A 14069-nucleotide genomic window follows, 5' to 3' on the forward strand; every position below is an offset into this window, starting at 1 on the left:
GATGCACCTTACTTGCTCTCCATTTTTGGACACCATACCTAATTTACCACTATTTGAGCCTTAACTGAACCGTATTGCATTATATTCTGTCGCGCGGAAGTTGTGTACTATCCGGTTTGACAACCCTGTTTTAACTTAGGAAATTTCGCTGGTTATTTACAAATTTTATTCGGTTTGGGTGGATGGGCGAAGTTTAGGGCTATGCGGTTTTAGAGCGGTTTTTTTTGTATTTTTTTATTTTAGGTAAATAGTAGCAAAATTAAACAGGAATCAAGGTAATTCCTTGCAGGAGTTTAACTCTTTCTGAGCCTATTTGTATAACCTTTACTACCTTTATAGTAAAAACGAATATAGCGGTTTTCAAAAAAGTGAGGTATGCCCTATGCCCTATGCCCTATGCCCTATGCCGGAGAGTACCTCATCTTTCTGAGAAAGGCTATAGTCTGTATTCTCCCAAACTATGAGAACCGACACCCTAACTACAAACCTATAACTGTTTGTAGCTGGGTGTTATGTTTTTTTTGAAGCTCCCCCTCAACTTCTCGTCAGCTCAACCAGCGCCTTAGCTAAATATTGATACTGCGGCAATGTATTGTATAACTGAGCCGAAATCCTCACCAACTGCTTGCTAGCATCCGGCCAAGGAATCACCGGAACTTCAATTTTAAAAATCTCCCAGAGCGCCTCTTGCAAAGGTGGAATTCCTCCCTTTGCAACCACATCAGACTGGGAGTCTGCCAATGGCACAACAGCCATAGAACCCACCATTTCATCAGGACAAGGCAGCCGCAAATCTAATTTGTCGGCCACTATTTTTCTCCCCGCCAACGCCAAAGCATGATTTTTTGCCCTCAATTCCGGCCAGCCGCCACCCAACAAAGAACCCATAAAATCAATAGCCACAGGGACGCACAAATAAGGACTCGGATCGACAGTTCCCATCCAGTCAAACTCTAATTGAAAGCGCGATTTATCAGCGCGGGGCGAGTTAGCACCGTGACTGATCGTAGTTGGGCGAATGGCATCTTGCTTGTCGCGCCGCACGTATAAAAAGCCCGCACCTTTGGGCGCGCACAGCCATTTGTGGCAATTTCCCGTATAGTAAGCCGCCCCAATTTCATCTAAATTCAGCGCTACCATTCCCGGCGCGTGAGCTCCGTCTACTAATACATCCACGCCACGGTTAGCTAACTCGCCGACTAACTGTTTGATGGGAAATATTAAACCTGTTTGGCTCACAACGTGGTCTAATAATGCTAACTTTGTTTGCGGTGAAACGCACTTAATTATTGCTTCAATAATTTGGTCAGGTGACTCAATTGGAAAGGGAACTTCGGCTACTATTACTTTAGCCCCTGTACGCTCGGCTACAAAATTAAGTGTGTTGCGGCAAGCGTTGTATTCCTGATTTGTAGTTAGCAATTCGTCGCCCGGAGCAAAACAGAGCGATCGCAAAACTGCATTTACTCCCGTCGTCGCATTCGGCACAAACGCCAAGTCCTCCTCACTCGCACCAATAAATGCTGCTAACTGATTTCTCGCATTGTCCAACAATGGTTCAAATTCCCGCAGTAAAAAGCGCAATGGTTCTCTTTCCAGTTGTTCTCGAAAAATGGTTTGCGCTTCTAGTACAGGAATCGGACAAGCCCCAAAAGAGCCGTGATTGAGGAAAGTTATATTGCGATCGAGCAACCAATATGCGTTAATCATTAGTAATTAGTAATTAGTAATTAGTCATTAGTCATTAGTCAGTTAACTGTCAACAGTCAACAGTCAACCGTTAACCATTTTACCTTTTAATTTCTCAAACTCTTCTAATGTATTGCAATTGGATAACATTACTGCTTCTCGTTCCCTTACAGGTAGAGGGATTGCGGGGATTTGATTTAACCACACTTGAAAGGAACGTCCCCCTTTGTCAATAAAACTTTGCAAGCTGGGCAGAGATTGTTGGCGGTAGAAGCCGCACAAAGGCTCCCAGCGCGAATTTTGATAAGGCACAACTGCTAAAGTAGATGGGGGAAACTCTGTTAACTGACTCGCCCACTTCTGGATAATCTGGGCATCCAACAAAGGCAAATCGCAAGCTAACAGTAAAATCCACTCGGCGGCAATTTCTTTCAATCCCTGAGTCAATGCAACCAAGGGCCCGGAACCGGGATTGTACTCTACCAGAAATTGGGACGTTTCGGTTAAGGTCGATCGATAGCGATCGGGCCAAGCAGTCAGAACATAAACTTCGGGGGTTACAACTGCGGCAACTTCCAACGCCCGCTGCAATAGGGATTTGCCCTCAATTTCCAGCAGAGCTTTATCCCTACCCATCCGCGAACTTTGACCGCCTGCAAGCACAATTACAGCAATTTTATGATTAGTCATTGGGAAGAAGGAAGAGGGAAGAAGGAAGAGGGAAGAAGGAAGAGGGAAGAAGGAAGAGGGAAGAAGGAAGAGGGAAGAAGGAAGTAAAATTTCTCCATTTAGGGTGCTGTGTACAAAACCTGCTCAATGTAGGTTCCCACTGCACACAAAACCTGATTAATCATTCTCAACTAAAAACACTAACGGCTTGGCTAACTTCCTCAAGTTTTTGCACGACTTGGCCGCTACTCAATAAAGTTTCTGCCTGAATCAAACCCGAGTTCATATCCAAACAAACTCCGCTGCGCCACAGATAAAATCCGCCGTTCCAGATAGCGGACTGCATCAATTCCGAGGGTTTTCCCAACAACACTTCCTGCATTTGTTTGAATAACTCAGAGGCTGATTCAAAGGCAGGATTGGTGCTGCTAAAACCGTAATCTCCGTGGGCCAAAAGCACTCGCTCGAACTCAGTGTCCGGCTTAGCAATGCCGATAATCGCAGTACGATCGCGCGGCAAATCGCAGCTTCCCTCCAATCCTTTGACTGTGGTATAATTTTTGATTCCCCGCAGCTCAAAGGCTTTTTGAAACATACCTTCTGTGGGCGGGTGGACGTAGCCGGAGATGACGTTAACGTCGCCGGCACAGGGACACCACATCAACTCCATTGTCGAAAAAGGTGGCCGTTTGCCGATTTCGCGGCGGTAGGGAACTAAAGCGGTGGCTTGAGGAAAATGCTTGGGAAGATAAACAAAACCTAAACCGGTACTGTCAAAAACTTGCTGGACTTTTTCTAAACTCAGTTTTCTCCAGTCAACTCCCAAACCGCGCCAAATTTCAATCAGGGGAATGCCTTCCTTGGTTGGCATAGTATCCCCCCCGTGCATGAGGGTTGGCACGCCAGAGGCTGCTAAAATTAAGGCTGTTAAAGGGCTAATTGGAGCCGTGCGCGATCGCCCGTCGTAAGGAACGCCAAACACGGCGACGGTAGAGACGGAAAACCCTTTTTCTCGGTTTGGGGGGGCAAGCATAGGCCCCAATTCTTCATAAGCATCGAGCATTCCGGCTAATTCTTCGCCGGTGGGCCGTTTAATGCGGTGGGAAATCATAAAAGCTCCAATTTGAGCCGGTGTTGCTTCTTGGAGCAGCATCATCCGCGTGGCTGCTGCTGCTTCGGAGCGAGTTAAGTTTTCTCCTGTGTGTGCTCCGCTGCCAATTTTTCGCAGCAATTCTCTAAATGCGTCACTCATAACTTTTGAAGTTGGTAATTGGTAATTGGTAGTTGGTAGTTAGTAATTGGTAGTTAGTAATTGGTAATATTTGAATCGTTTTAAATTTAAAATTCCGAACTCTCAATTCAAAATTATCGAATTAACTCCCTGATTTTTCTAGCTTGATTACATCCAATGGCGGCACAAATTCGCGTACCAGATTCCAGAAATGGGCGATCGGCGGAATTTGCATTCGATCGTGAGTTGTCACCAACACCACTTCGCGAGTCCAAGTCGGATCGGTCGCCAATTGACCGATTGTCGAAACCTTGGAAGTTGACCGCTCTTGGGCGATCGACCGAATTGCTAAAGTGCGATCGCCCTTCGCCTCCAGCAAAGCTGAATGCGGCAGCAAAGCAATCAATTCTCCCTGTCGCACCACACCCCGAAAAGCATCAAGAGTGTTGAGTTCCAAAACAGCATGAAGTTTAGCACCGATGCGTCCAAATTGTTCTTGCACCATCCGCTGCATTCCGTACCCGTCCTTAAACACCACTTGCGGGTAACAAACCAATTCCGGCCAAGGTACTCGATCGTACTGGGCCAGGGGATGACCCGCCGCCATCAACACCTCGATCGGCTCATTGTAGAGCACCTCAACCAACATTTCCGGGGCTTGAGTAAAATGGCGGTTGTTCATCACCACCGCTATGTCCACCAAACCGTCTTTGAGGACTTTCAGAGCTCGATCGCTTCCGAGGGAAGTCACCCGCAACTGCACGTCTGGATAGTCGCGGCAAAACTTTTGCAGCACAGGCGGCAAATAAGCAGCGCAAACCGAGTGAATCGCAGCCACGCAGAGTTCCGGCTGCTTTCCCGCCCGTAAGTCTCCCAATTCTTCAGCAGCATTTCGCCAAGTCTGACAGATTTTGCGAGCGTGAGGCAGCAGGCATTCCCCTCCCACAGTCAATTTCGCGTGGGCCGTGCGGTGAAACAGCGACAAACCCACTTCCGCTTCTAATCCCTGCACTTGGCGGCTAATAGTCGATTGGGTAACGCCACACTTCCGGGCCGCTTGCTGAAAGCTACCAGTTTCAGCAACTGAAAGAAATGCTTGAAGCTGCTCTAAGCGCATGGATGTTTAATTCGAGATGGTTTCAGAAATTTTACTGGAAGATAATCTGTGACATTAACCGATTTAGTAGAAGAATTTAGTAGACTTTGATACAGGTAGAGATTAGTTTTGATTCCGGGGCGAGACGCGGGGATGCTTGGCTCTATGAATCAATTTGCTCGGGTAGGATTTACGAGCGCCCAAGTAGAGGTCGATTCTCCTATTTTGAAGGAATTTCTGAATCTGCAAATTTATCAAAAAATAGATTCAATAAAGATTAATTTCTCGAATATTGCAAGCTTCTAGCTAAACCGTTTCAATGAACGGCACTCTAGTAATCCCTTCATCAAGTGCGCTCAATTGCTCTGTTTTTCCGTAAGTGGTGACTTCAAAAGATAGCATTGAATTTCGTACCTCCTTGGGAATTATATTACCTCACTCTCCCTAAACCTCTTAATAAATGTAAGAATATTTCAGGCAGGTTAAAGCCTGCTGTAAACTTTCCTCCCCGGACTAAAGTCACTCTTGTTTTATGTTTTTTTGTGTATAAACTAGGAATTAGCGGGTCAGCAACACAAGTGCAACTAGGATCGATCGCACAGGAAAGCCGAAATGCTGCCATTTTATTAAGATTATGTCATTTAACCACAATTTTATTCCGCAGGGTGGATGTTGCCAGTGGCAGCCCCAGTTGATGGGACTGCACGCAGCCAGCGATTTGTTAATTGCCTTGGCTTATTATTCAATTCCAGCAATTGTGACATACTATGCCCGGAAGCAGCGGAACGTGCCTTTGAGCAAGGGGTTTCTCCTATTGGGAGCCTGGTTTTTCTGCGGCGGGACAACTCACTTGGTGCAAGTTTGGATGCTGGTGCATCCCAGTTACTGGCTGTCAAGTTCGATCGCCGCCATTACCGCTATCATCTCTTTGTGGGCTGTAGCATCCCTGATACCCTGGGTTCCTCAAATGTTGGCTTTGGCTGGGGCGGCCTCTTTTCCAGGAAATACGGCACTGGGAACTGAAGAGGTCGATCGACGGCAAGCCGACTCTGCCATTAAAAATTCCGTCCCATTCCCCACAACCGAACTCCAGCAAATTAACGAGCAATTGCTCGCAGAAATAACGCAGCGCGAGCGAGTCGAGGAACTCCTGCTTGACGCTTTAGGCAAGCTGCAAGAAAGCGAAGAACGCTTCCGCGTTTTTCAGGAATTATCTCTAGACGGATTTAACGTGTTCCGCAGCATTCGTGACGACTCCACAATTGTGGATTTTGAATGGGAATACGTCAATCCCGCAGCGGCAAAAATTCAACAACGTACACCTGAAGAATTAATCGGCAAGCGACTGCTGCAAGTCCTGCCCGGTCATAAAGATAGCGGTTTGTTCGACCATTGCGTGCAAGTTGTACAAACAGGAATTCCCCTCGATACCGAGATTTATTACAACAGGGAAGGCATTGTCGGCTGGTTTCGGATTATGACCGTTAAATTGGGCGACGGCATTGCTATTTCTTTTGGCGATATTACTGGGCGCAAGCAAGTAGAAGCATCCCTGCGCCAGGCGCTGCAAAAACTCACTTCTCATTTTGAAAATACTCCCCTAGCGGTGATTGAGTGGGATGAAAATTTCCGGGTTAGCGGGTGGTCGCCGGCAGCCCAGAAAATTTTTGGCTGGAAGGAAACAGAAGTTTTCGGCAAGCATTTTAGCGAATGGAAATTTATCGCTCGGGGTGAGTTTGAAGAGGTAGAATCGGCAATTTATAGTTTAAACAAACCAGGTAGTCGCTGCAATGTAGTTCGCAACAGCAATTATCATAAGGGTGGTTCGTTGGTACATTGCGAGTGGTACAATTCGGCTTTTTACAGCGATTCGGGACAGTTGGTATCGGTGCTGTCTCTGGTTTTGGACGTGACGGAACGCTTTAAATTTCTGGAAGTGCTGCGACAGTCTGAAGAGCGGTTTCGGATTGCTGCCGAAAGTGCCAGTGATTTAATTTATGAATGGGATATCGAGACCGACATCGTGCTGTGGTTCGGTCACGTAGACGAACATTTGGAGTACGAAAAAGGCGGATTTCCCAGGACAAGAGCAGCTTGGAACAGTATCTTGCACCCGCTCGACCGCGCTCGAGTTTTGGCTGCGGTCGAGCGGTATTTAAGTGCGCCAGACAGTTCTGCCGCCCCATTTTTTCAGGAATACCGCGTTCAGCGCCACCGGGGCCGCTTGCTCCACTGGATCGATCGAGGCAAAGCAGTGCTTGACAAACAAGGCAATCCCTGCAAATGGATCGGCGTGATTAGCGACATCACCGCTCGCAAAGAGGCCGAAGAACAGCGGAATTCGGCATTGGCGCGGGAACAGGCCGCACGTCGCCAAGCAGAAGCCAGCGAACTGCTTTACCGCGTCCTCGCTGAAGCCATCCCGCAAATAGTTTGGACTGCCAGAGCCGACGGCTGGTTCGACTACTACAACCAGCGCTGGTTTGAATATACTGGCTTGACGCTGGAGGAAACTCAAGGCTGGGGGTGGCAGCTAGCCCTGCATCCAGATGACGTGGAAAATTCCGTAGAAAGCTGGAAGACCTCGGTGGAGACAGGGAAGACTTACGAGGTGGAATATCGTTTTAAACGGGCATCTGACGGAGCTTATCGCTGGCATCTGGGCCGGGCGTTGCCCGTGCGGGACGCTGACGGGAAAATTCTCAAATGGTTCGGGACTTGTACCGATATTGACGATCGCCAGCGATTGGCCCAAACAGCCTATTTTAGCGCTCAAGCTTTGGCTTTGCTGTCGTCGGCTTCCCTGGATTACGAAAAGGCGCTGCAAGGTTTGGCAGATTTAACAGTACCGGGGCTGGGGGATTGGTGCTGCGTGCATTTGCTTGATGCAGACGGCTCAATCCGCTTGCAAGCAGTTGCTCACTCAGATCCGAGCAAAGTCGCTCTGCTGTGGCAAATCGATCGGCGTATGCCACTAGACCCCCAGGGACGGCACGGAGTAGCAAAGGTGCTGCGGACTGGTGAGTCGAAGCTCTACCCAGAAATACCGGAATGGGTGATCGAGGCGGTTGTGCCGGACAGGGAACTGCAGTTGGTGCTGCGATCCCAATCCCAGGTGCTGTCGGCAATCTGCGTGCCGCTGATCGCTCGCGGGCGGACGCTGGGAGCGATTTCGCTGCTGTGCGGGGAGTCGGGCCGCCGCTGCGGGCAGGAGGATTTGGTTTTGCTGGAGGATTTGGCGCGAGATGCGGCGGTGGCGATCGACAATGCGCGGCTTTACCGGGAAGCAGCGGAGGCCAACCGGATTAAAGACCAGTTTTTGGGAACGCTTTCTCACGAGTTGCGGACGCCTCTGAACGCGATTTTGGGCTGGGCCCAGATGCTGCGGCAGCGCCAGATGAGTCCGGAAAAAACGGCTGTGGGTTTGGAGACTATTGAGCGAAACGCGCGGTTGCAGACTCAGATGATTGAGGATTTGCTCGACGTTTCCCGGATTGTGAGCGGCAAAGTGTGTTTGAAGCTGTTCCCGGTGGATTTGGTGCGGATTGTAGAAACGGCAGTGAAGGCGCTGACCCCTGATGCTGAAGCTAGGGGAATTGAATTGGTGAGTTTTTGTGGCGAAGGGGTGAGCTTGGTGAGGGGCGATGCTACTCGTTTGCAGCAGGTGGTGTCTAATTTGCTCTCGAATGCTATTAAGTTTACGCCGCCGTCGGGTCGCGTGGAAATCACGCTCTCGGAGGATGGGGAACCGGGAGCAGGGGGTGGCGCCATGTTGTCAGGGCCGTCTCCGGTTCACTCTGTTTCGATCGTTGTCAGCGATACGGGAATTGGCATCAGCAAGGAGTTTTTGCCCTTTGTGTTCGATCGCTTCCGCCAAGCTGACAGCACTTCTACGCGCAATTACGGCGGGCTGGGACTGGGGTTGGCGATCGTCCGCCATCTCGTGGAACTCCACGGCGGCAGCGTGTGGGCCGCAAGTCCTGGGGAAGGACTCGGCTCGACTTTCGGAGTGCGGCTGCCAATTGAGCACAGCTAAAGTTTGGATTTTTCAGTTATCGAGTTCAAAATTCACTATTTAATTTCTACGTAAGGTGTTGATGGCGCACCTTATATTTAAGGGTTCTCCGCAAATCCGCTCGCTCTTGATTTTATTGCCATTCTTGCAGGGCGATCGCAATTCCTTGTTTCAATCTCGGTTCGAGACTCTCTTGTTTCACTAAGTTTTCTAATTTCTGCCTGGCCTCGGCAGCACCTAGCTGTTTGAGCGCTGCCATGCAGTGCAGCCTGACGCTGCTGTCTGCGTCGCCCAACAGTGAAATCAGAGCATCTAGCCCTCTCATATCTCCTAATTTTCCTAAACCTAAAGCTAAAGATTTTTTGCTAACTGCCTCCTGCACGGCCGGATGATTTGTTTTCAACAAATCAATCAGAATTTCAGCAGCAACAGCTTTTAATTCCGGCTTTTCTACTCGGCCTACAACAGTGACTATCTCTTGATAAACAGTAGAATTTATGTTAGTAAATTGCGCCATTAATGCCTGATGCAAATATGCTAAAGCGGTTGCAGTTTCCATCCAGATTAGGGCGCGTACAGTTTCGATTTGCAATTCAACCGGAGTTGTGGGCGATCGCAGCAATTCAAATAAAGCCGCCGCTGCTGCATCAGTTTTGACTCGCCCGAGCGCGATCGCCGCTTGCTGACAAACTTCTAATCGGATGTCCGAAAGTAAAGGTTTGAGCAAGTTAACTAAATCTAATTCTGCGTCTAAATAGGCGCGCGCGCCAAGAGATCGCACGGCTTCTTTTCTGACTGCTGTCGCCGGATCTTTGAGCGCTGCTACCAGTACCGGCGGGATGCGGGAGTCGTGAAAGCTGCTCAGGGCCTCGATTGCGGCTGCCCGCACCGCAACTTGAGAGTCTGCGACTACGCTCAACAGCGGTGCGATGGTTTCGGTGCGCCGAATTTGGGCGAGTGCTGCTGTTGCAAACTGTCGCGAGTCTTTTTGCTGCAAAAGAGTTGCTAGGGATTCTATGGCTGTTTGGCCCAAATTCCCTAGGGTTTCGGCGGCGATTTGGCTCAATTCTTCGTCGGAATTTTTGACCAATTCTACTAAAGCTTGAATCACTTCTGGACGATCGAACTTTCCGAGGATGCGGGCGGCGAACCACCGGGGTTCCGTGTCTGCGTCTTCGTCTTCGAGCACGGCAATTAAAGGTGCGATCGCGCAATTCCCTAGATTGGGCAATACTTTAGCAATTTCCCAACGGTCTTGAAAATCGCCCCATTCCAAGGCTTGTATTGCTAAACTGACAGCTTGTTCTAAAATGTGCTGTTCCTGCGGCTTACTGCCCTTGGCTGTCACTTCCTGCAAGCATTCGACTAGCCCAGACCAGTTTTGGCGATCGGCAGCGACTTGCGCTTTTTGTAAAATATTACCCATGATTTTAAATTAAGTTCGATCGAGAAGCGAGGTTTTTTGCTGCTAGGTGAGAGCGGGAGGTACTTTTTAGGAATCTTTTGCTACAATTATCCATTTTTTGACATTTTTGTCAATCCATCATAACTGGTAAAATAGAAGTAAAGCATTAATTTCATCCTGTTAAAGCATCAAGCTATACTTTTTGTAATTTAAAATACGCAATATTCCTAATGAAAAATTAACAAATGAAGAAAGCTCTACTTTTAGTAAACCAGCACTCCCGAAAAGGGCAAAAGCTATTATCTCAAGCCACTGTAGAATTAGAAGCACTCGGTTTTGAGTTAATTATAGAATCTACTGACCACGCCCACGAACTTTCCGACACTATTCGCCGCTACCAAAATCGAGTCGAATTAGTAATAATCGGCGGCGGCGACGGCACTCTCAACGCTGCCATAGAAGGTTTGATAGATACCAAGTTACCCTTGGGTATTTTGCCGATGGGAACTGCTAACGACCTAGCCCGCACTCTGGCAATTCCTACAGACTTATCAGCAGCTTGTCAAGTAATTGCCAGCGGTAAAATTCGGCTAATAGACTTGGGTTGGGTTAACGGCCAACATTTTTTTAATGTTGCAAGTTTGGGACTAAGCGTGGAAATTACCCAGCGGCTGACGAAAAAGGTGAAGCAGCGCTGGGGAGTTTTAGCTTATGCTTTTACTGCTTTGCAGACCATTTTTTCAGCGCGACCCTTCCGAGCAGAAATTAAGATAAACAACCAATCTTTTAAGGTTAAAACTATTCAAATTGCCATTGGCAACGGCCGCTATTACGGAGGTGGTATGACAGTTGCCGAGGATGCCACCATCGACGACAGGCGACTGGATTTGTACAGTTTGGAAACAATAAATTGGTGGGAAATCATTGCTTTGCTCCCGGCTATGAGGCAAGGAAATTATACCAAGTCGCCTAAAGTTCGCGTCTTGTACGCTCAAGAATTTGAGGTTAATACTAGCAAACGCCGTTCGATTAATACCGACGGTGAAATTACAACTCACACGCCTGCACAATTCCGAGTGATTCCCGAAGCTTTAGCAGTTATAGCTCCTTCATAACTCACAACTAATATAATTATGTTGTGGAACAGGCATCTTGCCTGTTCATCTGTTAGCCACGGGCAAGATGCCCGTGCCACAATTAATCACTTAATAAATTATATTGTGTTGTGGAACAGGCATCTTGCCTGTTCATCTGTTAGCCACGGGCAAGATGCCCGTGCCACAATTAATCAATAATCGCCTCCCGCGCCATATTGCCATGCTTCAACTAATCGGTGAAAATAGTATTGCTGCTCCGGCGCTAAATTTTTTACCTGCGGTTCTACGGCTTTCCCCAAAGGCTGCAATCCCGTATAAATGCCTAAATTTAGATAATGAACCATCCAATCGAGCAAATTAGCTATTCCTACCTGCGGGATAATTTTCATAACTAATCCGGGATGGCTAATTGCTGTTTTAAACAAGGTTTTTGACAAAGCCGGAAACAGCACGATATCCTGAAGAAAAGGTTTGAGGACCGGTTCTCCCAACTCTTCCATTACCTGAAAGACGGCAGCCAAAAGTTGATTAATTTGATTGGGGTCTATTTTTTGATCCATCGCAGCACTCATCGAACGCTGAAACAACCAGGTAACTGATAGATTCGGCTGGTAGGGTTGCAAAAGTGCGAGGGCATTTTTGCTGAGACTGTCGCTTGTCAAAGCTTCGTCAATTCCTAGAGTTAATCGTTTGAGGTGGCGCACCATTGCGCCGAAACCGCCGAAGCTGAGGGGAGATTGGCTACCGCTGCTGTCTCCGACTGGGAGTAGGCGATCCCAAGGCGTTTTTAGAGGACTTTGACGATAGCAGGGGAAAAATCCGTAAAGTGCTCTTTGGAATTTTAACTGTTCGAGTTCGACGTTTTGATATTGGGGAAGCAAGCGCAAATACTCTTCAAATAATGTTTCTAAACTGAATCTTTCGGTGTCGGCGTCTATGTAGGTAAATAAGTAGGTTGTGCGGCCGTCTCTGGCTGGAAATGCTTCCCAAAAATATTGGCACTGATTTTGCATTGGGGTGAAGGATGCAAATATATCCCCAGTGTCGTTTTTGGGGTATCCTTGAGCGCAACTGCCGACTACTAAACATACGGCCTCGGGTTTTTTGCCTTGTCTTGCTTGGCGCACAATGGGCGAAAAATGTCCCATTGCGTCTAATAATAATCTGGTTTTAAATAAATTTGTAGCAGGTTGTGTATCGGTATTTGCAGATTCTACCAAGACTCCATCCGGGTGAATGGTTGCTGTTTTAAATGGTGTATTTTCAAATAGCTTTCCTCCAGCTTGGAGGAATCGCTGCTTGAGGGTTTCTAGGAGGTAAACTGGGTCGATTCCAATGTTGAGTACGTCGCGCACCCAAATGTCTGGGGTGTTGGTAAAGCTGATGCGGGCTGGGTTATATTCGGTGGCGATGGCTTTTTCTATCTCTTCAACAGATAGCAAATTTAGTTCTAAGAATGCGTCTAATTCTTTGCGAGAAATGTTCCATTCTTGCTCGCGGCCTCGCAGGGTGCCGCGTTCGAGCAGGGCTACTCGCCAACCCCGCAGCACTAAGGCTGTACCGATTAATATTCCTAGGGTTCCGCCGCCGATAACTATGTCGAAGTCGAGGTTTTCCAGGGGTTGTTGGCTGTATTTGACTGCTTGGGGTGCTGGTGCGGTGTTTTGTTTGAGGTTTTCCCAGAGTCGATCGACTTTTCTCAGGCCTCCGAGGGCGTCTCCTGGCAGTTGGGAGAGGATTTGTTCGGTGAGGGACATCGGGTTTTAGTATTAAACAGTGGTGGATTTTTTATAATTTAGCTTAGATTAACTTTTGCGACAGTTTCAGGGCTGACGCATGGGTGGCGAGAAACCCGCTTTCTACCTATCTTTTTTTAGCATAAGTTGACTAAATCTTTACTCCATCAGAGTTTCAGGCGGGTTGTCACCACCCCAGCCAATCCCACTAACTACCACTACAGAACCGAGGCTAACTCCTAGGAGCAACGCTTGCAGCTTGGATTGAATTGTCCAGTGGCCCCCTTTGAGATTACCTAGTGAGCCATTACGGAACTTACGCAAGCGATTTAGGGGATTTAATATCTTTTTTATTAATCTTGATGGTGAACACTTAACCTGTTGCGTGCGTCTCTGGGAGGAAGTTATCTGCTCCAGATGAGGAGGAATATAAGTTGAAATAATTAGGCACTAGCCAGTTCTATTCTGCAATCGCATTCATAATATTATACGCCAATAAAAGATGGTACTTAAGCTAGTCAAAAGCGAGTAAGTTTTAGACAAGTGTGAAAACTTGATTCTACCTCTTTTTGATAACTTTTTAAAAATGAATATGACTTTTAAATATCATAGGTTAACACCCGATCGCTTTTCATGAAAGGAACAACCTGTCTGTACTGTTAAAATATTTTTTTAGTGACTATCTATAATTTCAACTTAGGATTTTTTTGCCATCTTAAGTCAATAGCTTGTGCAGCGTGCATCATTTCGCTTCCTAAAATGTAAGAGAGGGTATCAATCTGTGTCCTAACACGCTGCACAGTTCTTCGAGCATTTGTTGGCACATCTTCAATATTGCCAGCTATAGCAAAATTATCAAGTATTGGCGCTGCTAGTTCCTGATTTTCTATAGCTAAGGACACGAAAGTTTTCTGAATTGCACCATAGGCATGAACGGTATTTTCCGTTCCTAAAAATCGAAGTGGGTAAAATGTGGGTCGCCAAGCTTAATTGTTCGCTGGGCAGATGCGTTTGAAAGGTGAAATGGGAAAAAGGGAAAAGGGGAAAAGCTATTTCCCTTTCCCCTTTCCCTTTAAGAGCCAGTAACGGTGATAACTAGCAACTAGCGTTAACTAGCAACTTAGGTTATGC

8 protein-coding genes and 1 pseudogene are annotated in these 14069 nt (G+C 47.4%); 2 read left to right on the forward strand and 7 right to left on the reverse strand.

Annotated elements, in window-relative coordinates; all coding sequences use genetic code 11:
- Positions 1–534 precede the first annotated feature (534 nt).
- The 4 genes from QUA47_RS21000 to QUA47_RS21015 form a co-directional block, all read right to left on the reverse strand.
- Positions 535–1710 (reverse strand): aminotransferase class V-fold PLP-dependent enzyme, encoded by a 1176-nt coding sequence (locus tag QUA47_RS21000; RefSeq protein WP_333432176.1) that lies wholly within the window; start codon positions 1708–1710, stop codon positions 535–537.
- Between the two features lie 63 nt (positions 1711–1773).
- Positions 1774–2379, reverse strand: a complete 606-nt coding sequence (locus QUA47_RS21005) for a molybdenum cofactor guanylyltransferase (RefSeq protein ID WP_333432177.1) — start codon at positions 2377–2379, stop codon at positions 1774–1776.
- A gap of 166 nt (positions 2380–2545) precedes the next feature.
- Positions 2546–3610 (reverse strand): anthranilate phosphoribosyltransferase family protein, encoded by a 1065-nt coding sequence (locus QUA47_RS21010; protein WP_333432178.1) that lies wholly within the window; start codon positions 3608–3610, stop codon positions 2546–2548.
- Between the two features lie 121 nt (positions 3611–3731).
- Complete coding sequence (locus tag QUA47_RS21015; RefSeq protein ID WP_333432179.1) at positions 3732–4706, reverse strand: LysR family transcriptional regulator; 975 nt, start codon at positions 4704–4706, stop codon at positions 3732–3734.
- 613 nt (positions 4707–5319) lie between these two features.
- Here QUA47_RS21015 and QUA47_RS21020 point away from each other — a divergent pair.
- Positions 5320–8721, forward strand: a complete 3402-nt coding sequence (locus QUA47_RS21020) for a PAS domain S-box protein (protein ID WP_333432180.1) — start codon at positions 5320–5322, stop codon at positions 8719–8721.
- A 112-nt stretch (positions 8722–8833) separates the two neighbouring features.
- On the opposite strand, the gene QUA47_RS21025 is transcribed toward QUA47_RS21020, so the two are convergent.
- A complete protein-coding gene (locus tag QUA47_RS21025; RefSeq protein WP_333432181.1) occupies positions 8834–10126 on the reverse strand; it encodes a HEAT repeat domain-containing protein in 1293 nt (430 codons plus the stop codon).
- Positions 10127–10350: 224 nt separating this feature from the next.
- On the opposite strand from QUA47_RS21025, the gene QUA47_RS21030 reads away from it, so the two are divergent.
- Complete coding sequence (locus QUA47_RS21030) at positions 10351–11220, forward strand: lipid kinase (RefSeq protein ID WP_333432182.1); 870 nt, start codon at positions 10351–10353, stop codon at positions 11218–11220.
- Positions 11221–11393: 173 nt separating this feature from the next.
- Here the strand turns inward: QUA47_RS21030 and QUA47_RS21035 are convergent, their stop codons facing one another.
- Positions 11394–12959 (reverse strand): FAD-dependent oxidoreductase, encoded by a 1566-nt coding sequence (locus QUA47_RS21035; protein ID WP_333432183.1) that lies wholly within the window; start codon positions 12957–12959, stop codon positions 11394–11396.
- A gap of 662 nt (positions 12960–13621) precedes the next feature.
- Positions 13622–13882 (reverse strand): annotated as a pseudogene (locus tag QUA47_RS21040) (aromatic amino acid lyase); the annotation flags it as partial.
- Between the last annotated feature and the right edge of the window lie 187 nt (positions 13883–14069).

Source organism: Microcoleus sp. MON2_D5 (genome assembly GCF_036701905.1).
Lineage (GTDB): Bacteria > Cyanobacteriota > Cyanobacteriia > Cyanobacteriales > Microcoleaceae > Microcoleus.